13 protein-coding genes are annotated in these 19,737 nt (G+C 52.4%); 2 read left to right on the top strand and 11 right to left on the bottom strand.

All coding sequences use genetic code 11. The annotated features are described in order from the left end of the window. Positions 1-125 precede the first annotated feature (125 nt). Entirely contained in the window at positions 126-2,273 is a 2,148-nt protein-coding gene (gene fdhF, locus AC0IXI_RS21825) for a formate dehydrogenase subunit alpha (protein WP_471683101.1), read from the bottom strand. A gap of 349 nt (positions 2,274-2,622) precedes the next feature. Between fdhF and AC0IXI_RS21820 the strand changes: the two genes are divergently transcribed. After that, entirely contained in the window at positions 2,623-3,357 is a 735-nt protein-coding gene (locus tag AC0IXI_RS21820) for a response regulator transcription factor (protein ID WP_471683100.1), read from the top strand. A gap of 773 nt (positions 3,358-4,130) precedes the next feature. Here AC0IXI_RS21820 and AC0IXI_RS21815 read toward each other — a convergent pair. From AC0IXI_RS21815 to AC0IXI_RS21790, 6 genes are all read right to left on the bottom strand, one after another. Further along, positions 4,131-5,138 (bottom strand): carbohydrate kinase family protein, encoded by a 1,008-nt coding sequence (locus AC0IXI_RS21815; protein ID WP_422569013.1) that lies wholly within the window; start codon positions 5,136-5,138, stop codon positions 4,131-4,133. 9 nt (positions 5,139-5,147) lie between these two features. After that, positions 5,148-6,008 carry a ketose 1,6-bisphosphate aldolase gene (locus AC0IXI_RS21810; RefSeq protein ID WP_471683099.1) on the bottom strand — a complete coding sequence of 287 codons (861 nt, stop codon included), beginning with the start codon at positions 6,006-6,008 and terminating at the stop codon, positions 5,148-5,150. Between the two features lie 101 nt (positions 6,009-6,109). Then, complete coding sequence (locus tag AC0IXI_RS21805) at positions 6,110-6,835, bottom strand: D-lyxose/D-mannose isomerase (protein WP_471683098.1); 726 nt, start codon at positions 6,833-6,835, stop codon at positions 6,110-6,112. Between the two features lie 188 nt (positions 6,836-7,023). Further along, entirely contained in the window at positions 7,024-7,956 is a 933-nt protein-coding gene (locus AC0IXI_RS21800) for an ABC transporter substrate-binding protein (protein ID WP_064515438.1), read from the bottom strand. 33 nt (positions 7,957-7,989) lie between these two features. Further along, positions 7,990-8,979 carry an ABC transporter permease subunit gene (locus AC0IXI_RS21795; RefSeq protein ID WP_064515491.1) on the bottom strand — a complete coding sequence of 330 codons (990 nt, stop codon included), beginning with the start codon at positions 8,977-8,979 and terminating at the stop codon, positions 7,990-7,992. Positions 8,980-9,001: 22 nt separating this feature from the next. Continuing rightward, positions 9,002-10,528, bottom strand: coding sequence for a sugar ABC transporter ATP-binding protein (locus AC0IXI_RS21790; RefSeq protein ID WP_471683097.1), 1,527 nt, complete (start codon positions 10,526-10,528; stop codon positions 9,002-9,004). Between the two features lie 211 nt (positions 10,529-10,739). Between AC0IXI_RS21790 and AC0IXI_RS21785 the strand changes: the two genes are divergently transcribed. Beyond that, positions 10,740-13,304: an ATP-binding protein gene (locus AC0IXI_RS21785; protein ID WP_471683096.1), complete on the top strand. Its 2,565-nt coding sequence runs from the start codon at positions 10,740-10,742 to the stop codon at positions 13,302-13,304. Positions 13,305-13,539: 235 nt separating this feature from the next. On the opposite strand, the gene AC0IXI_RS21780 is transcribed toward AC0IXI_RS21785, so the two are convergent. From AC0IXI_RS21780 to AC0IXI_RS21765, 4 genes are all read right to left on the bottom strand, one after another. Further along, on the bottom strand, positions 13,540-15,390 hold the full coding sequence (locus AC0IXI_RS21780; RefSeq protein ID WP_471683095.1) for a site-2 protease family protein: 1,851 nt from the start codon (positions 15,388-15,390) through the stop codon (positions 13,540-13,542). 249 nt (positions 15,391-15,639) lie between these two features. Continuing rightward, positions 15,640-16,989 carry an efflux RND transporter periplasmic adaptor subunit gene (locus AC0IXI_RS21775; protein ID WP_471683094.1) on the bottom strand — a complete coding sequence of 450 codons (1,350 nt, stop codon included), beginning with the start codon at positions 16,987-16,989 and terminating at the stop codon, positions 15,640-15,642. Continuing rightward, positions 16,989-17,816: an efflux RND transporter periplasmic adaptor subunit gene (locus AC0IXI_RS21770; protein ID WP_243839635.1), complete on the bottom strand. Its 828-nt coding sequence runs from the start codon at positions 17,814-17,816 to the stop codon at positions 16,989-16,991. The genes AC0IXI_RS21775 and AC0IXI_RS21770 overlap by 1 nt, the downstream gene beginning before the upstream one ends. Before the next feature lie 8 nt (positions 17,817-17,824). Next, positions 17,825-19,732: a TolC family protein gene (locus AC0IXI_RS21765; protein ID WP_471683093.1), complete on the bottom strand. Its 1,908-nt coding sequence runs from the start codon at positions 19,730-19,732 to the stop codon at positions 17,825-17,827. Positions 19,733-19,737: the final 5 nt, after the last annotated feature.

Here is a 19,737-nt window from a genome sequence, read left to right as displayed (position 1 = left end):
TAAATGGTTGAAAATTTAATCAATCAATCCTGCAAGGAAATGGGGAGAGAACGGGTTATTTAGTGTGATAACAATGAGATGAAGAGGGATAAAAAAAGAGCCGCCGGGAGGCAGCTCTTTCTGGTTTAACCTGCCGCGCTTTCGCGCAAACTGGCTTTTAGCTTGTTGTACTCGTCAATCACATACTGCTCGGCAGCTTTCTGATCGGCGATAGGCTCTACACGCACGGCGCAGTATTTATACTCCGGCGTTTTAGTAATCGGGCTGAGGTTTTCAGTCACCAGCTCGTTACAGGCACCAATCCACCACTGGTAAGTCATATAAACGGCACCTTTATTAGGACGCTCGCTTACATTCGCACGTGTGATGACTCGACCTTTACGTGAATTCACCCAGATTAACGCTTCATCTTCGATACCCAAACGAGCGGCATCATCGATGTGGATTTGCGCATAACCCGGTTCATCCGCGAGGGCTGCCAGTGCCGCACAGTTGCCGGTCATAGAACGGCAAGAGTAGTGGCCCACTTCACGCACCGTGGAAAGTACCATCGGGTACTCTTCGGTGATGCGGTCAATTGGCGGCGCCCAGTCGCAAGTAAAGAACTCGCCCAAACCGTTTTCACGGTCGAACTTGCCGTCGTACAGGAACGAGGTTCCCTGGTCACTTTCCGCTACATCGCGGCAAGGCCACTGGATATAACCCAATTCACCCATTTTCTCGTAGGTAGCACCGTAGAAATCGGGGCACAGGCCACGCAACTCATCCCAAATTTCCTGGGTGTTGTTGTAGCTCATTCGGTAACCCATACGAGTGGCGATTTCACTGATAATCTGCCAGTCCGTTTTCAGGTCCCACTTCGGTTCCACTGCTTTAAAGAAGCGCTGGAAGCCACGGTCAGCAGCGGTATAAACGCCTTCATGTTCACCCCATGAGGTGGACGGCAAAATCACATCGGCCGCAGCCGCGGTTTTGGTCATGAAGATGTCTTGTACAATCACCAGCTCAAGTTCTTCAAACGCTTTACGTACGGCTGAAAGCTCCGCATCGGTTTGAAGTGGATCTTCGCCCATGATGTACGCGGCATACACTTCGCCATGTGCCACACGGTGTGGCAGTTCGCTAATGCGATAGCCGGTGTGAGCAGGCAGTGAGGGTACGCCCCACGCTTTCGCGAATTTCTCGCGGCTGACTTCGTCTTTTACGTACTGGTAGCCAGGATAAGTATCCGGCAATGCGCCCATATCGCAGGCACCCTGAACGTTGTTCTGGCCACGAACCGGGTTAACACCCACGTTCGGTTTACCCAGGTTGCCTGTCATCAGCGCAAGGCTTGTCAGCGAGCGAACAGTTTCCACGCCTTGATAGAACTGGGTTACACCCATGCCCCACAGGATCGTGGCAGTTTTCGCCTTCGCATACATACGTGCTGCAGCGCGAATTTCCGCCGCAGTAACACCAGTAATTTCTTCAACAGATTCAGGCGTGTAGCCCGCAACAATTTTGCGATACTCGTCGAAACCTTCAGTACGGGAAGCCACGAATGACTGGTCATACAGGTTTTCTTCGATAATCACATGCCCAAGTGCGTTAAGCAGGGCGATGTTAGAACCATTTTTTAACTGCAAATGCATGTCAGCGATGCGCGCGGTTTCAATTTTACGCGGATCGACAACAATGATTTGTGCCCCTTTTTGCTTCGCGCGAATCACGCGGTTAGCAACGATAGGATGTGAATCTGCCGGGTTATACCCGAACACAAACACTAAATCGGTATCTTCAATCTCAACGATTGAGTTACTCATTGCGCCGTTACCGACCGATTGGTGCAGACCTGCAACCGATGGGCCGTGTCAAACGCGTGCGCAGCAATCGACGTTATTGGTACCAATAACGGCGCGCGCAAATTTCTGCATTACATAGTTGGTTTCGTTGCCTGTACCACGGGAAGAACCGGTGGTCATGATGGCATCGGAGCCGTGTTTCGCTTTGATTTCACTCAGACGAGTACTGACGTAGTTCAGTGCTTCATCCCAGGAAACGTTTTCGAGTTTGCCGCCTTTCTGGCGACGAATCATCGGTGATTTAAGGCGCGGGGTGAGGATTTTAGTATCGTTAATAAAATCCCAACCGTAGTAACCCTTCAGGCAAAGATCGCCCTGGTTAGTTTTACCTTGAGCCGCTTCCGCCTTGACGACTTTGCCGTTATCGACCACGAGGTTGATTTTGCAACCCGAGGCACAATAGGGGCAAACCGTGACGACTTTTTTCATCAGTGTTGCTCCAGTCAATGCACCCGTCATACTTCAAGTTGCAGCCTTCTGCTACCTGAACTATTTAGGGTACTTAAAGGTGTGTGACACTCACACAGCTGATCATATCTCCCCGCTTTAATGCATTATCTATGCCACATAGAAAGAGTGGGAATAACCGCCATCTTACGGTGATAAAAGCAACAAAATGCTGACGAAAAACAGGTCATCGTCAAAAGTGACGTGTCGAGAGAGGCAGGGATTGTGACACTGGTTGAATTTTCAGCATGGGCCGTTGGGATTTATGCGGCACTCCATCAACAATCACTCACACTTATATTCACACCTGCATCTTCCCCGGAGATAAACCATGAAGCCTGCAATTTTGCTGGTGGATGATGATCCAGCGATTTGTGACGTGCTGAGCGATGTGCTTAATGAACACGTCTTTGAAGTTAAGGTGTGCCACACAGGGAATGATGCGCTGACAGCGATTGCTCAACATCCAGGTATTGCGCTGGTGCTGCTGGATATGATTTTGCCGGATATTAATGGGCTGCTGGTGCTGCAACACATTCAGCGCCAACGCCCGGACTTGCCAGTGGTGATGTTGACGGGCCTTGGCAGTGAATCGGATGTTGTCGTGGGGCTAGAAATGGGTGCCGATGATTACATCGCGAAGCCGTTTAACTCCCGAGTGGTGGTGGCGCGCGTCAAAGCGGTGCTGCGTCGTACCGGCGCGCTGGCAGTCGAAACGGTGACGACAAAAACCAGCGGCCTGCATTTCAATGGCTGGCGATTGGATATCGATCGCTGCCAGCTCTTTAACGCACTATCGGAGCAGGTCGATCTCACGCAAGGGGAATATGGCCTGCTACTGGCGTTGATGCAGAACTCGCGCAAAGTGTTGTCGCGTGAAAGGTTGTTAGAACTGACCCACAGTGAAAGCCTCGAAGTCTTCGACAGAACTATAGATGTGCTGATTATGCGGCTACGTAAAAAAATAGAGCCGAATCCGCATCAACCGGCATTAATCCGGACTATTCGAGGTGTGGGATATGTATTTTCGGCGGATGTTATTCAGGCGGAGAATAATGCGGCTTGATACCCGTCATACTTCAAGTTGCCTCTTTTTTGGCTACGCTCCCTCACGCTCGGCACCATTCAGCCCCTTCCGGGGCTTTTTTTGTCCCTCCAGCCCGATAACACCCTCATTCTCTACACCTTGTTTCAGAAGTACTGACTACATAAACATGTAATAAAAAACAGTGTTGACATAGCAGGAAAAAGACGTAAATTAGAGTTTAACGGCGGTGTGATAGATATATTGCCGTTAGGTTCAACAGTATTAAATACGTCAATGAAACATGAAGTGTAAGTAAAAATCGCGATGATGTAAGGCTTTGTTTTTCATGTGTTATGGGTTCGCGAAGCATTAAACTGCAGATAGTTTAAATATCGCGAAAGACGTAAAGCCACGCATCAAAAGTATATATCGCGAAATGGGGAATGTACGAGGTCAAATAATTTTTCCTTGATCTTGTTTTAAACCGATAACGTAGGGGGGAATGATCGAAGCCCGATATTATCTGTAAGAACTTGTGCATTTAAAGTAGTACCAAATAGCAGTAAAATCCACGAAGCATCTTAATGTTAAATCCTAAGTTAGCAGTACCTTAAAAGCCCTGACTACTACAGTCAGGGCTTTTATCATTTACGGTTCCTGAACCCCTGACATTGACCATAACGCCTTAAAGCACCCGCCGGGTAGTTTACTCGTTTTTTTATTTTTATTATATAAAATCAATAAGTTAAGTGTCTCATGGGAATTGCATTTATCTGGAAGTGATTCGCAAAAATATACTCATTAGAACAAACCTACCGCGCCTCACTAATAAAACTCTGTAATTCCACCAATGGCTTAGCGCCATCAATTGCATTTGCACATAATAAATTTGCGCGCGCACAGGCGTGAGCTAATTTCAGGCTATCGACCAACGACCATTTTTCATGGCAGCCATATAATATTCCGGCACAGAAAGCATCACCCGCACCGACGCTGCCGATAATTTCAGTTTGAGTTAATCTGAATGACGGCACCCACACGCCTTCCATGCCTGGTTCAACGCCCCAGGCACCTTCCGGACAGTGGATTACCACTCGTTGCCTAACACCAGAATCGAGCAGCAAAGCCGCTGCCTGGGCGATATTTTCGATATGTGGATCGCCATTGGAACGGCGGATTTCCAGCCCACTAAACTCCCCGGCTTCTAGTTCATTGATAACCAGGTAATCCAGCCAACGCAGGGCAGGGAGTACCATAGGACGATAGCGTGGGTCGCCCTGGCGAGAGACTAAATCAAGCGAGGTTTCATAGCCCTGTTGCGCCATCTGCGCCAGTAGCCGTGCGCTGCGCGTACCGTATTCTGCATCTTCCATATCGAGGCTATCGAGCAGCAATAAGTAACCGAGATGGAAGATTTTGAATGACGATTCAAGGCGGTCAAAGGCGGGTAAATCGAGCAGGCGATTAGCCCCTGGTGAGTGGAAAAACGTGCGCTGCCCGCTAGGGTCAGTCATCACCTGAGACATTGATGTTGGCGCGAAAGTGGTACGGTGCACGTGCTGGCGATTGACATGATACTGATCCAACATCGCCATAATGTAATCACCGTCGTGGTCGTCACCCACCAGGCCTACTGCCTGAAGCGGCAGCCCGACGTGCATTTTTGCCAGGGTGAGCAGAACGTTAAGCGGCGCACCACCAGTCGAGCGTTCACTGTGAACGATTTCCGCAAGCCAACCGCGCTGTGGCCACTGCACAATTTGATGCACATGGTCGACCAACATGTTCCCTGCGGCGATTATTCCGCTGCGTTCTGTCATAATTTTTCCTTACGCCTTACCCGAACTGCCAAAAATCTGCATCTGTTGTGCGACGACATCCGTAATCGCCTCTTCAATACCCAGCAATAACTCGGCGAATTCGTCATAAATGGCATGGCGTTGATTCATGCGTTGTTCGACTGCACCCAACGCGGCCTGTGACATGCCGGTATAGAAATTAATTTTGTGGATACCAAGCGTTATCGCCTTTCTGAAATCTTCGTCACTAATGCCGGAACCGCCATGTAGCACCAGCGGTATGCCCGTTTGGCTACGAATCGCGGCCAGGCGGTCGAAATCGAGTTTTGGTTCGCCTTTGTATTTCCCGTGCGCGTTACCGATGGCGACGGCCAGCGTGTCTATACCTGTTCTGTCGACAAAATCGCGTGCCACTGCCGGGTCGGTAAACTTGTTGCTGTCGGCTTCGCCATACAATGCGCCGCCTTCATCACCACCCACTGCACCCAACTCAGCTTCAACCGAGACACCCACCGCATGGCACATCTTCACCACTTCGCGGGTCTGGCGAATGTTCTCTTCATATTCAAGTGTAGAACCATCGAACATGACTGAGCTAAAACCGAGGCGTAAAGCGCGAACTACCGCTTCAAAGTGCAGGCCGTGGTCAAGATTGAGCACCACCGGAATATCGTGGCGAGCCGCTTCGAATTTGACGGCTTCAACCAGAGAATCCAGCGAGACATACTTAAAATGGACTTCGGCAATATTGATGATAAACGGTGAGTTTTCCTGCCTTGCCGCGGCAAAAAGGGCGCGTAGAAAGTGGCTGTCGAGAACGTTAAATGCCCCTAATGCGTAACCATTGGCGCGTGCATGAGCCAGTCCGTGTGCGAGTGATATCAAAGCCATAATAGTTTCCCCTGGTGTTGTTACTCCTCATACTTCAAGCTGCTTGTGCGTTGGCTGCGTTCATTCACCCCGGTCACTTACTCAAGTAAGCTCCAGGGGATTCACTCACTTGTCGCCTTCCTGCAACTCGAACTATTTTGGGTAAAAAGAAATTGGTGATACTCGTTGCACAGCAATTGCCGCGCAGGTTCGTCTTCAATAATGGAGTTGAAGCGCTCAAGCGGTTTGAGGAAACGGTTGTCGCGGTCGTCATCGTTGACCATCGACACTTCCCCAACCAGCACGTCTCCATAACCTGGCTCGCCCCAAAAACTGTGGTAAATGCCCGGTACCAGACAAATGCTCTCGCCTGGCGATAAACGCAGCTGGCTGCCCGCCGCATGAGTCTGGAGACAGCCATCAATGGTCACCGTGACATCGCTCTCTTCGGTCTGTTCGAACTGGTCAGAATTCCACAACTCGACAATCAAATTACCGCCGCCACGATTGATAATGTCTTCGCGTTTGCGCCAGTGAAAATGCATCGGCGTGAGCTGCCCTTCGCGGACATGCATGATTTTTTCGGCATAAGTTTTGGCATACGGTGTGCCGTCGGGGGAGCCGTTACGCAGCGTGAAGAGTGTTAGCCCCTGAGTGAGAAAATCATTGCCACCGAATGCGGTAACATCCCACCCGAGTTTTAAATCAAGCACTTCCTGCCAGATTTGTTTATCGAGTTGCTGCCATTTTGCCAGGTTAAAAGAGGCAAACGGCGGCAAGTGGATATCGTGCTGCATAAAGAAATGACGCGTTTGAGACAGAATGTTATTTACTTCAGAACGTTTCATTTTCCCTCCTTTTACCCGTCATACTTCAAGTTGCAGGGGTGTTGGCTACGCTCACTTACCCCAGTCACTTACTTATGTAAGCTCCTGGGGATAAGCTCGCTTGCCGCCTACCTGCAACTCGAATTATTTAGGGTAAATATGCATTCCATAACCCGAAGGATTATTCACCTACGAGTTTGGAAAATCGGTTATTTCACCGTCCAGCCCTTATACGTGCCGATATTGTTTTTATCGATCATGGTCACTGGAATCAGCACTGGCTCTTTAGGCGCCGGTTTGCCTTGCAGAATGTCGTAGCCAATCTCGACCGCTTTTGCCGCCATTACTTGCGGGTCTTGCGCAGGTGTTGCCACAAACAGTGTTTTTCCGCCGCGTTTAAGCGCTTCTTCCGCATCCGGGCTTCCATCCACACCGACGATAAAGAACTCGTTACGTTGGGCTTGTTTCGCTGCCAGATCGGCACCGATCGCTGTTGGATCGTTGATCGCAAACACGCCGTCGATCTTCGGGTTTGCGGCAAGTAAGGATGTCATCACCTCAAGGCCACCCTCACGGCTGCCTTTGGCGTTCTGGTTAGAAGACAGCACCTTGATATCCGGGTGCTTTTTAAACTCAGTTTCGCAGCCTTCCACACGGTTCTGCACCGCAGAAACAGGAGGTCCGTTAATGATCACCACGTTGCCTTTGTTTTTCAGGCGATCCGAAATGTATTTACAGGCCATCTCACCCGCCTGGGTGTTGTTCGAGGTGATCGTCGCATCGGCACCTTCTGCTGCCACGTCAACCGCCACCACCACGATCCCGGCATCTTTCGCACGTTTCACAGCCGGGCCGATCCCTTTAGAATCCGCCGCGTTCAGAATGATCATGTCCACTTTGGCGGCAATAAAGTTATCGATTTGCGATACTTGCTGGCCAAGATCGTAACCGCTGGAAACCAGCGTCACTTTCACGTTATCACCGGCAAGTTTACGGGCTTCAAGTTCCGCACCTTTGGTTATCTGCACGAAGAAGGGGTTGGCTAGGTCACCCACCGTCACCCCGATGGATTTCAGTTCTTTTGCCTGAACAAAAGGCACAGCGGCAATCATGAGTGCAGCAGCGAGTAGCTTTAAACGCATGGTGTTTTCCTCACATAGGGTAGAGTTTTGTTGTTATGCACTTTGATGATGACGGGTACGGTATTTATCGATCAGCACCGCAATGATGATCACCGCACCCTTGATCACCAGTTGCCAGAAATACGAGACGCCCATCAGCGTCATGCCATTGTTTAATGTGGCGATAATCAGCGCGCCGACCAGCGTACCGGTAATCGTGCCGATACCGCCGACGAAACTGGTGCCGCCAAGAATCACCGCAGCGATGGCGTCCAGCTCATAACCCATCCCAAGGTTGCCGTTCGCGCTATATAGCCGCGAAGCACTCATAACCCCGCCAAGCCCGGACAGCAAACCGCTCATGCCATACACGAACAGCAAAACCAGCCACACTTTGATGCCTGTCAGGCGTGCGGCCTGCATATTGCCGCCAACCGCGTAAATATGAACACCAAGCGTGGTGCGTCGCAGAATGAACCAGCAGACCACAATCACCGCCAGCGCTATCACTACAAGCCACGGAATCGGGCCAAGATACGAGTTGCCTATCCATTCAAAATTGATATTGGAGTTGATCACCGTCGTGCCGTCAGCCAGCAAATATGCCGCCCCACGTAGCGCGGTATAGGTGCCGAGCGTGACGATAAACGGCGGTAGTCCGGCCCAGGCGACAAGCATGCCGTTAAACAACCCAAGCCCGGTGCCCATCATCAGCGCGGCAGGAATCGAAAGCGACTCCCAGCCTGGCATCAGAGAAACCACCATCGCTGTTACAGCCGTAGTGCCCAGAATCGAGCCCACGGAAAGGTCGATCCCACCAGTCAAAATAATGAACGTCATCCCCGCAGCCAGAACGATGTTAATAGACGACTGACGGGCGATATTCAGCAAGTTAGATTCAGTAAAAAAGTTCGGCGTGATAAACCCAAAAACGGCGACGATCAGGATCAAAATTGGCAAAATCCCGACGGTTTGCATCAGATCGCCAAACAGCGCCTTTTTCAGCGAGGCGGATTTGGCGACTTGCTGGGGAGTTGTGTGCATAAGCGGCGTTTCTTTAGGTTGATTAGTTGCCATGTTGAACCACCTTTTTGTGGGCATCTTCAACGCCGGTTGCCAGCGTCATAATGTTCTCTTGCGTGATATCAGCGGCGTGCAATTCCCCGGCAATACTGCCTTCGCGCATCACATACACCCGATCGCTCATGCCGACCACTTCGGGCAATTCGCTGGAGATCATCAGGATCGCCACACCCTGTTTCGCCATCTGACTCATGATCCGGTAGATCTCACTTTTCGCGCCGACATCCACACCGCGCGTTGGCTCATCGAGGATCAAAATTCGCGGGCCGATCGCCACCCAGCGCGAGATCAAAAGCTTTTGCTGGTTACCGCCGGATAAGCCGCCTGCGCGCACTTGTGCATGCGGCACGCGGATATTGAGCAGGTTGATGGCATCATCAGAAATGGTCTGGGCTTTTTTGCGATCCAGCCAGCCGTAGTGCGCGTCGCGCTCAAGTGTTGCCATGGTGATGTTGTCTTGCGCTGCCAATTCGAGGAACAAGCCTTGCTCTTTGCGGTTCTCGGTCAGGAAACCGATACCGTGGCTAATTGCTTCACGAGGGGAGTGAATTTTTACGGGCAGCCCGTCGATTTCTATCGTGCCGCCGGTGGATTTACGCACGCCAAAAATCAGCTGTGCGAGTTCAGAACGCCCGGCACCGACTAGCCCCGCAAGGCCGACTATCTCGCCAGATTTTACCTGCAGGCTGACCGGCTGCACTTTTGCACTGTCCGTCAGGTGGTGAACGTTCAGGCGCACGGCACCTTGTGGAATGTCGCGCTCTTTATTGAATAGATCGCTTAGCGGGCGGCCCACCATCATGCGTACCAGCTCGTTGGCATTGAGATGTTCACGCGTCAGGCTGCCGACGTATTGTCCGTCGCGCAGCACGCTCACGCGGTCCGAAAGCTCGTACACTTCCGCCATGCGGTGGCTGATATAGATAATCGCCATCCCTTCATCGCGCAGCCGCATAATCAACTCGAACAGGCGGTGCGTTTCACGTGAAGAAAGTGCGGCGGTAGGTTCATCCATCACTAAGATGCGGCTGTTGCGGTGCAGCGCGCGGGCGATTTCCACCTGCTGCTGCTCGGCAATCGTCAGGCGCGATACTAAATCGCTGGCCTTAAACTGTGCGCCGAGGCGGTCGATAACCGTCTGGGCCTGCATCACCATCTCTTTGCGTTTTACTAAACCACCGCGTGACAGTTCGCTGCCAAGGAAGATGTTTTCAGCAACGGTAAGATTCGGGGCAAGTTGCATCTCCTGGTAAATCAGCGTGATGCCCGCATTGAGTGCGTCTTTCGGGCCTTTGATGCTGTAGGGTTCGCCATTAATTAAAATCTCACCGCTGGTGGCGGTATAAGCTCCGGCGAGGATTTTCATCAGCGTGCTTTTTCCCGCGCCGTTTTCCCCCATCAAGGCGTGTATTTCGCCAGGAAACACCGTTAAGTCGACACCTTTCAACGCATAAAACTTGCCAAATGACTTGGCAATATTGCGCATCTCCAGAATGGGAACGCTACTCATAGCGCGACTCCTGCGGGTAAGGTTTCGATTGCTGCCAGTTGAGCACGTCTATGTAAATGCAAAATGTCAGGGGCTGTTCACATTTGTCACATACACAGCATTCTTCAAGTTGCAGGTGCGTTGGCTGCACCTCGAATTATGCTGCGTATGTTGGTGAACAATTCATATGACTGCTTAACTCATTGAAACAAACCCTGAATGGAGCCAAACCATGCCTGCACCCCGCACGCCCTTTCTCACCAGCGCCCGTGGCCGCCTGCTCTCCTTTAACCTGCTGGTGGTGGCGGTGACGTTGATGGTGTGCGGCGTGGCCATTCTCGGCTTTAATCACGCCAGCCGTTTGCAGGAGCAGGTGCAGGGGCAAACGCTGAGCGATATGTCCGGCAGCATGGAGTTGGCGCGAGATACCGCGAATGTGGCGACAGCAGCAGTGCGCCTCACGCAGGTGGTGGGTGCGCTGGAATATCAGAGCGAAGCGCAGCGTTTGCAGCAAACACAGCAGGCACTACAGAATTCGCTTAACCACCTGGCGCATGCACCACTCGCCAGCCGTGAACCGGAATTGGTAAAGCGTATTACCGAACGCAGCAATGAACTGGAAAGCAGCGTCACACGGATGTTGGAGTTGGGCCATCGTCGCCACCTGGAACGCAACTCGCTGCTCAGTGCGCTGTATCAAAACCAAAGTTACTTACATCATATTCAGGATATTAATGCTCGTGACGGGCGGGTGACCCCGGAAGCACGGCTGTTAACCGAAATGGACAGGCTGATTCTGATTGCTATCCAGACGCCTTCCCCGAAAGCCACCGTCATACAGCTTACCGAAGTGATGGCGCAGCTTCCGGCACATGATGATTCGCCCTTAGTCGCTGGGATATTGCGGGAGTTCACTACCCATTTGCAGCAATTGCTGCCACTTTCCCAACTGCTTGAAAACAGCGATTTAGGGATTTCCTGGTACATGTACCATATCAAAGCGCTGGTGGCGTTTTTGAACCAGGACATTAACCAGTACGTACAAAAAGTGGCGCAAGAGTCCCTTAGTCGCACCGATCAAAGCCATAAAGAGCTTCAATCAATGATTGCCTTTATTGGCTTGTTTGCCTTGCTGGCGCTGGTGATTACCGGGTTTGCAGGCTGGTATATTTACCGCAACCTTGGCTCGAATTTGACGGCAATCTCCCACGCTATGACGCGGCTGGCACGGGGCGAGCGCGATGTTAGCGTACCTGCCTTACAGCGGCGTGATGAGCTGGGCGAACTGGCGCGAGCGTTTAACGTTTTTGCGCGCAACACTGCATCCCTGGAACACACCTCGAAACTTCTCAAAGAAAAGAGCACTCAACTGGAAACCACCTTCCACGCGATGCGCGACGGTTTTGCCCTGTTTGATAACGACGGGATTTTGGTGGTGTGGAACCCGCAATACCCGCTGCTGTTGGGGCTGGCACCGGAACGATTGCAGCGCGGGCAGCATTATATGAGCCTGCTCAAACAGGTCACGCCGCTTCAGGAACATATCCTTGAAAATCTCTCGCGCCCGTTACCCAAACCACAGGAGTTGCGGCTTGCGGATAACCGCACCATTGAGCTGCGTTTTAGCCCGGTGCCGGGGCGCGGCATGGTGAACGTGGTGCTTGAGCGCAGTGAGCGTAAAGCGCTGGAAGAAGCGCTGGTTCACAGCCAAAAAATGAAAGCGGTGGGGCAGTTAACCGGTGGCCTCGCGCATGATTTTAATAATCTGCTGGCGGTGATTATTGGCAGTCTTGAGCTGACATCTTCCGATTCACCGGATGCCATACGTATTCAACGCGCCTTAAAAGCCGCCGAACGTGGGGCGCAACTGACTCAACGTTTACTGGCGTTCTCGCGCAAACAATCGCTGCACCCCCATGCGGTGTTGATGAAAAATCTGCTGGAAAACCTCGACCCGCTGATCCGCCATTCGCTCCCGGCAGCGCTGACGCTTGAAATTGAAGCGCAGCACCCGGCGTGGCCGGCATGGATTGACGTTAACCAGCTGGAGAACGCGATTATTAACCTGGTGATGAATGCCCGCGACGCGATGGAAGGGCAAAGCGGTACTATCAAAATCCGCACCTGGAATCAGCGCGTGGTGCGCTCGAGCGGGCGCAAGCAGGATATGGTAGCGCTGGAAGTTATCGACAGTGGTCATGGCATGTCGGCGGAAGTAAAAGCTCAAGTATTTGAACCGTTCTTCACCACCAAGCAGACGGGCAGTGGCAGTGGGTTGGGTTTATCAATGGTGTATGGTTTTGTGCGCCAGTCCGGCGGGCGAGTGCAAATTGAAAGTGCGCCGGGGCAGGGGACGTTAGTGCGTTTACAATTGCCGCGCGCACCAGCACAGGCGGTGAGTGAAACGTTACCCGAGCCGCTGGCAGTAAATTCTGATGAAGACCAACTGGTTCTGGTACTTGAAGATGAACACGATGTGCGCCAGACGTTGTGCGAGCAGTTGCATCAGTTGGGGTATTTGACGTTAGAAACCAGTGATAGCAAGCAGGCAATACAATTGCTGAAAGAGGTACCGGATATTCAAATACTTATCAGCGATTTAATGCTACCAGGGCCAATGAGTGGCGCCGATGTGGTACAGCATGCATTTGAGCATTATCCGCATCTGACGTGCTTGTTAATTAGCGGCCAGGATTTGCGCCGCAGCGGGCAGCAATTGCCGCAAGTCGAGCTGTTGCGTAAACCGTTTAATCAGCAAAAACTGGCCCAGGCTTTGCGGCGAGCACGGCATCAATAAAATTTTGTGTCAGGTTTGCAAATCAATGAAAAGGTCATCGTCAAACAATTGACTCCGGGTCCTGAAACAGACATTAATAGAAAGACCCCTTCCAGTATCCCAGGAGGAAGTGGGTGGGTTTAGGAATGCAACTTAGCCGCCTCATCAATTGATATGCACCTCATTGATCATCCTGTAGCAAGGACTTAGCCCCTCTGCAAAGAGGGGCTGACTTTGAAGCCAATCCCATTAGACTTTACCCATCTTTCCCCATGCCCGTCTGCTGAATCAGCATCAATGACACGCTATTAAACCAGCGATGTGCGAGACTCTGGCGTTTACTCTCAACAGAAATATCAGCGAGATTTTCCCGGTTGAGGGCTGCAGCTTTTCCGTCACCTTCAATTGATACGCGATACCAAACGCCCTGTGGACGCAAATCTTTTGCCTGCGCGGTTGGGTTTAATTGCACTGGGCCACCGTGATCTTTAGCCAGCAACAAAGATGGCAGGCGAGTGACGACATTATGGTCGATAGAAACCACGCGCCCGATAAGCGGCTGCCACTCATCATGCTGATAAATTTTTGCCTGAGCCCCTACGCGTAAGCGCCCCAAATCTTCTTCACCCACCAGCGCTTTCACCCGCCAGCGATCGGCATTCACCAGTGTGGCAATGTGTGTAGAAGGGGAAACCCAGCTACCCGGTTGCAGCGAAATATCGCTATCTTCAATACGGCCACTGGAAGCCGCGACCAGCCTCAGACGCAGCAATTCATTATTCCCAGCGCTTTGCTGGAGCGAGTACTGGCGCGCCATTTGCTCTGCCAGAACCTGTTTTGCCGGACCATCTTTATCAAGCCCTAGCGCACCGCGCGCGCTGAACTCCCATGCGCGGCGCATCTCCTCAGCTTTTCGCTGCGAGGTTTCCGGTAGTGGTGCAATCAGCTCGAACAGCGGCTGCCCGGCTTCCACTTCCTGCCCATCGGTGACGAGGATCTTCTCGAGGCGCGCACTGTACGGCGTATAAATTGGCTGTACAAAACCGGCTTCAATCACCCCTGGCAGATTCACTTTATTCGACCACGGCACAAAAATAACCAGCAACGCGGCGATAGCAATCAGCAGCAATCTTCGGCGCTGGAAAGGCTGGCTTTCCGCGCGCCGCGCCCAACAGTGTTTGATTTCTCGGATCATCGGTTGCACCACAAAAGTCACAATCTCTATCAAAAACAGAATCACACCCAACGCCTTAAAAAAGGCGTGATAGATAACGACCGCAATACCGATAAACAGCAGCAGGCGATAAATCCAGGTGGCGAAGGCAAATACCGTCAGAAAACGGGCAAAGGCCGGGGTGACGTTGTCGGGTTTTGGATCGTTGATACCAAATAGATGCCAGCGCATCGCCCGCTTTGCCCAGTTTCCTGCGCGCTCGTGCAGCCCTGGAAAATCCAGCATGTCGCTCAGAATGTAATAACCGTCGAAACGCATAAACGGGCTGGCGTTAACCACGACTGTCATAACCCAGGCGGTGGTCGCAAGGAAAAATAACGCATTTTTGACGCTGCCTTCCGGTGCAAACGACCACAGCAAGGTAGCCCATGCTGCCAGAACTAATTCTGAGGCAATCCCGGCGACGGCAATTTTTAAACGGTCGCGCGAACGGATGAGCTTCCAGCTTTCACCGGTGTCGGTATAGGCCATCGGCAACATCACCAGCAGCGCAACACCCATGTGCCCAACCCGTACACCGTGCCTGGTAGCGGTTAGCGCGTGGCCCATTTCATGCCAGCATTTGGAAAAAACCAGAGCGATAGCAAACGCCACCGCGCCATGCCAGTTCACCGAGTTATGCAACGTGGCAACCACGGTGTCCCACTGGCGAGCGGCGAGCACAATACCGGTAATCGCAACAAACAACGTTAACCACATGAAGGTTTTGCTAAACAGCGGCTTTAACCACGGCAGCGCTTTACGCAGGGCTTTTTCCGGGTGAACCAGCGGAATGCGGATAAACAAATAGCTGTGTAACAACCACTTCCACGCAGAGGATGCCGGGCGATAGCGAGCGCTACGTAGCAACTGTTGTTGCTGTAAAAACAGCACAAAAGCTTTGATATCTTCTTCATCAACATTCAGCGTAGTTTGCTGATTAATCGTCTGCGCTATTTTCCCGGCATCCGCCAGTTGCCAGCGTTTAAGAATTTCAATTTCCAGCCAGCCAAGGCGAAAAAAGATTACGCACAGGATCAGCCAAGTGCCAGGCCGGAGAGCCGTCGCGGTTGGTACCTGCGCTGTTCAGTCGCAGTTCATCACGTAGCGCAGGCCACGCTGGGGCCGTTGCAGCACCAGGTATCACCACCCGCTCCCGGCACGTAATGTGGCAATAGGGCGACGTAGCAATAAGTAACCGAGCATTGCCCAATCACCCGTTACGCGCGCGGTTCCCTGCAAGCCAATACGCGCAACCGCAGGTTTACCTTCCAGCGTGCCGCGCAGCATATAACTGGCGACACCGTTGGGCGCTTCTACAGTCTGATAACCCGCGTATCCCAGTTTTGCGTCCAGTGAATCAAGAGGGGCGACTTTCAAAAAGATTTTCATCGGTGCCCCATGCTTCAGGTTAGTGGATTCACTTACCGGGGCCCAGGCGCGAACGCCGAGGTTATCAGGGTCTGCCAGCAAACCAATTCGCTCACCGGTTTGTACCGGGCGACCAGCCCAGTCGTCCGGGTCAGAATAGACAAATACGCCGTTATCAGGAGCACGAATGGTCAGCTTTTCGAGGTCGCGTGTTATCGATTCAACTTCAACTTTTTTCTCGCGCCATTTGCCTTCAGCCATTGCCAGTTCTGACTTAGCCTGTTGGTCTTCAATCGCCTGTTGTGAAGCCTGATGTAACGTGGTTTCAGTGGTTTCCAACTCCGCCTGTGCCACCGCAAGGCGGTTATGCAACGTAGTGTCATCGAGCGTTGCCAGCACCTGGCCTTTCACCACATCGCTGTTTGGCAGCACGACCATGCGTTTAATCACGCCGGAGTCAGGAGCGGCAATCACTTCGCTGTGTAGCGAGATAATTTCGGCAGGCACCAGTGTGTATTCGCGCACCGGAATGCATAACACCAACAGCACCGCCAGCACGATATAACCGAGACGACGCCCGGTATTGCGCTGCCAGAACTGCTTGAAACGTGAAGGTCGTGCCGTTAAGGCCCACCATGCATAACCGTACAACCCGGTCAGTTGCAGCAGGGTAAACTCCGGGGATGTCGGTGCTAGCGTTGTTGGCCACGGGTCGTCACGGCCCAAAAACCATAGCGCGTGAATCTCTCCGTCGGCACCGGTTAATGGCAACACCCAGACATTTGCAGGCAGCCATTCATCCCACTGCGGAGCAAGGGGCTCACTGAGTTGCGCGGGTGAAAGTGCCAGCACACGGGCTTCTGGCGGCAGTGCGCGGCAATGTGGCGCAATCTCTTTTGCTACGTCAGAGAGCCATAAGGCATACGGTGTATTGTTATCGGTATCACTAAGTCCTGAATGCGCGACCAGTTTTGCACGGTTGGATGAGGTGAGAGACAACAGCGCCGCCTGGCGGTAATCCACCAGTTGGCGTGTTTCGTTACATATAGCGAAGCCTAACTCGGCGGAGTTGCTTATCGCTTCTACCCGGGCTGCTAGCTGGTAGAAGGCTGTACTGGACATCACGAATTTGCAGCTCCGCTTTTCAGGCAACGGTTTTCATCAGGAGGGCAGATAGCAACGGCTTGTCCGCTCATGCCCGGCAACACGTCATCGGTTTTTTCCGGGAAGCGAGTTTCAATTTCGATAGTCTGGCTGACCGCATCGACTTTGCCGCTGATATTCGTCACGGTGAGCGGGTATTGCTTGCCGGTTTCACCCACGGAGGCATTAAGCTGCGAACCAATTTTCAGCCATGCCACCCAGTTTGAAGGGACGTTTAAACGCGCACGCAACGTGCCGCTTCCGACCAAATCAATCACAGGCGCACCAGCACCAATCCCCTGGCCTTCTTTGACATAGATTTTGGCTACGCGACCATTGAACGGTGCCACAAAGCGACACTGCGCCAGTTGGGCGTCAAAAATGCCGACCTGACCTTTGGTTCGGTTGACTTCAGAGGCGGCTAAACCCACTTCAAGTGCAGCAGCTGATTGTAATCCCTGCAGTTTTGCTTTGGCTTCATAGCGCAATTGAGCTGCGTGAAACTCCGCTTCGGCGGCATTTTTACGTGCCACTAAATCGCTACAATCCATGCTTGCCAGCACTTTGCCTTGGGTCACGGGGTCGCCGAGTTGCACATTGATTTTCGCCATGCGCCCAGGCACTACGCTTGAAAGCGGGCTTTCGCGGTTGGCGAGTACCAGGAAGCGCACCGTGGTACTGCCTTGCGCGGTGGGTGTTTTTACCTCAGCAGGAGCCGCAAAAACAGGATTGGCGGCAAAGGCTGGCACAGAAAAACAGGCTAGCGAGAGTAGTAGAGCAGATGTGCTCTTTTTATTGTTATTCATACACAGCCTCATGGCGTCGCAGTCAGAACAGGGGTTGCCCCTGCAAGTCTTTGTAAATCAGTAGTAATGGATAATGTTGCTGCTTCGGCAAGTGCGCTGATGGAACGCGTACTGGTTTCGTTTGGCAGGTAGCTTGTATACTGGCGAGTCAGCACTTCAGAACCGTCTGCATCCAGCACTCGCATTGTCCACACACCCTTACGTGTGCCGTTGCTGGCACCAATGTTGAAGCCCATTTGCAAGGTGAGGCTTTTCGGTGACGGCTCAAGAGACAGGTGGTTTGCTTCAATCACCCGACCAACGGATTGCGAAACGGTGGAGCGTGAAACGCCAGATGGCAGGCGCGTGATCTGCACAGATATCGGGTGTTTTTCCACCACAATACCAGCAGTACGAGCAAATACACTGCTCTCTTGTTGGCGCAAACTGGTGGCAATTTGTCGCGATAAGCTGGCAACATCGGTTTGATTAACCTGATCTGGTAGCAAATCGATACCCACAGAGTTCAGCACTCGGCCATAGGCGGCCTGCGCTTCGGCATATGATGAAGCTTCCTGGAAGCGCGAAACAATCGAGCGAGCCTGAGTACGCAATGTTTCCAGATCACTGGTCAGTGAGTTATCAGAACCTGCGCGGGAAATGCTCGCCAGTCGCTGGTCGACTTGCGCCGATTGTTCGGCAATCTGGAAGTCATAGGAGGCGAGCTTGTAGCGTTCGGTGGCGACACGAACTTGCGTCAAAACCGCCATGCTCAGCGCCATACGGCGTGCATCATCGGTTTGTGCGCGGGCATCGTTGGCGGTACTGATTGCCGGAATACTCAGCAGCTTAAACAGGTTCATCGAGACACCGACGCCGCCTTCAATCCAGTTGTTGTTGTAGAGATATTCGTTGGAGTCGTAATTCAACCCGGCGAACAGATTCAGGCTCGGGAATAACGAGGCGATTTGGCGCTTGGTTTCATAGCTGTCGATACGCGTTTTGTAATCTTCCTCACGCAGTTCAGGGCGACGCTCAAGTGCCATTTGCTCAAGCTTATCAATGTTGGTCGGAGGCGGTGCCAGCGGCGTTGGTGTGTCTTGCAACACCAGCGGTGTGCCCGGCGGCAGGTTGATAAGCGCCGTCAGCTCGCTTTTTGCCAATTCCATTTGCTGGCGTTTTTGGTTCAGCAAGGTCATGGCATCAAGCAGGGCGCGCTGATATTCCAGCCCTTCAATTGGCGGCAAGATCCCGGCCTGTTCTGCTTCACGGGTTTTATCCAGCGCCTGGGCAATTTGCTCGGCCAGTGGTTGGGTTTCGTCGAGCAAACGCTGCGCGCCTAATGCACGCCAGTAGGCATCACGCACTTCCTGGACAATGTTTTGCAGCACTTTACGGCGGCGTTCTTCCGCAATATTAACTTCATCGGCCTGTTGTTTGGCGCGGTAATAGCTCATACCGAAGTCGAGAAGATCCCAGGAGAATGTCGCGCTGGAAAGATAATGTTCGCGTTCCTCCGACGTGGAAGGGCGCAAGCTGACGAGCCCGTCATCGATACCGATACTGGTGCCGCCCGAATCATTATCACGCCAGCGATAACCCGCATCTGCCATCAGTTTTGGCAGCATGTCTTGTTGCGAGACATCCAACAAACTGCGCGACAACGCGGTTTCCATCATTTTCAGACGGTAGTCGAGGTTATATTTTAACGCGCGCGCCATGGCATCGGATAACGTCATCGGGCCGCTTAGGGATTCTTGCCCACGGTACATTTCTGCCCGGTCACGATTCACTCGTGTGGTTATCTCATCCTTAGTTAACGGTTCCGGTTTAATGGTGCCACAGCCAGCCAAAATCAGTACCGCAATCAACCCAGCAACAGGTTTGACTAACGGTACGCCACGTTTTTTCACTTCAGCCACCACGTTTGCGTTCATTATTG

Source organism: Buttiauxella sp. AC038 (genome assembly GCF_979253565.1).
Note: the sequence above shows the minus strand (reverse complement) of the source record. Positions and strands in the feature narration are given on the sequence as shown.

Bases quoted from the DNA above. Each gene is read 5' to 3' on its own strand.
- AC0IXI_RS21820 (WP_471683100.1), top strand. From the start codon at position 2,623: ATGAAGCCTGCAATTTTGCTGGTGGATGATGATCCAGCGATTTGTGAC.
- AC0IXI_RS21815 (WP_422569013.1), bottom strand. From the start codon at position 5,138: ATGACAGAACGCAGCGGAATAATCGCCGCAGGGAACATGTTGGTCGAC.
- AC0IXI_RS21810 (WP_471683099.1), bottom strand. From the start codon at position 6,008: ATGGCTTTGATATCACTCGCACACGGACTGGCTCATGCACGCGCCAAT.
- AC0IXI_RS21805 (WP_471683098.1), bottom strand. From the start codon at position 6,835: ATGAAACGTTCTGAAGTAAATAACATTCTGTCTCAAACGCGTCATTTC.
- AC0IXI_RS21800 (WP_064515438.1), bottom strand. From the start codon at position 7,956: ATGCGTTTAAAGCTACTCGCTGCTGCACTCATGATTGCCGCTGTGCCT.
- AC0IXI_RS21795 (WP_064515491.1), bottom strand. From the start codon at position 8,979: ATGCACACAACTCCCCAGCAAGTCGCCAAATCCGCCTCGCTGAAAAAG.
- AC0IXI_RS21790 (WP_471683097.1), bottom strand. From the start codon at position 10,528: ATGAGTAGCGTTCCCATTCTGGAGATGCGCAATATTGCCAAGTCATTT.
- AC0IXI_RS21785 (WP_471683096.1), top strand. From the start codon at position 10,740: ATGCCTGCACCCCGCACGCCCTTTCTCACCAGCGCCCGTGGCCGCCTG.
- AC0IXI_RS21775 (WP_471683094.1), bottom strand. From the start codon at position 16,989: ATGTCCAGTACAGCCTTCTACCAGCTAGCAGCCCGGGTAGAAGCGATA.
- AC0IXI_RS21770 (WP_243839635.1), bottom strand. From the start codon at position 17,816: ATGAATAACAATAAAAAGAGCACATCTGCTCTACTACTCTCGCTAGCC.
- AC0IXI_RS21765 (WP_471683093.1), bottom strand. From the start codon at position 19,732: ATGAACGCAAACGTGGTGGCTGAAGTGAAAAAACGTGGCGTACCGTTA.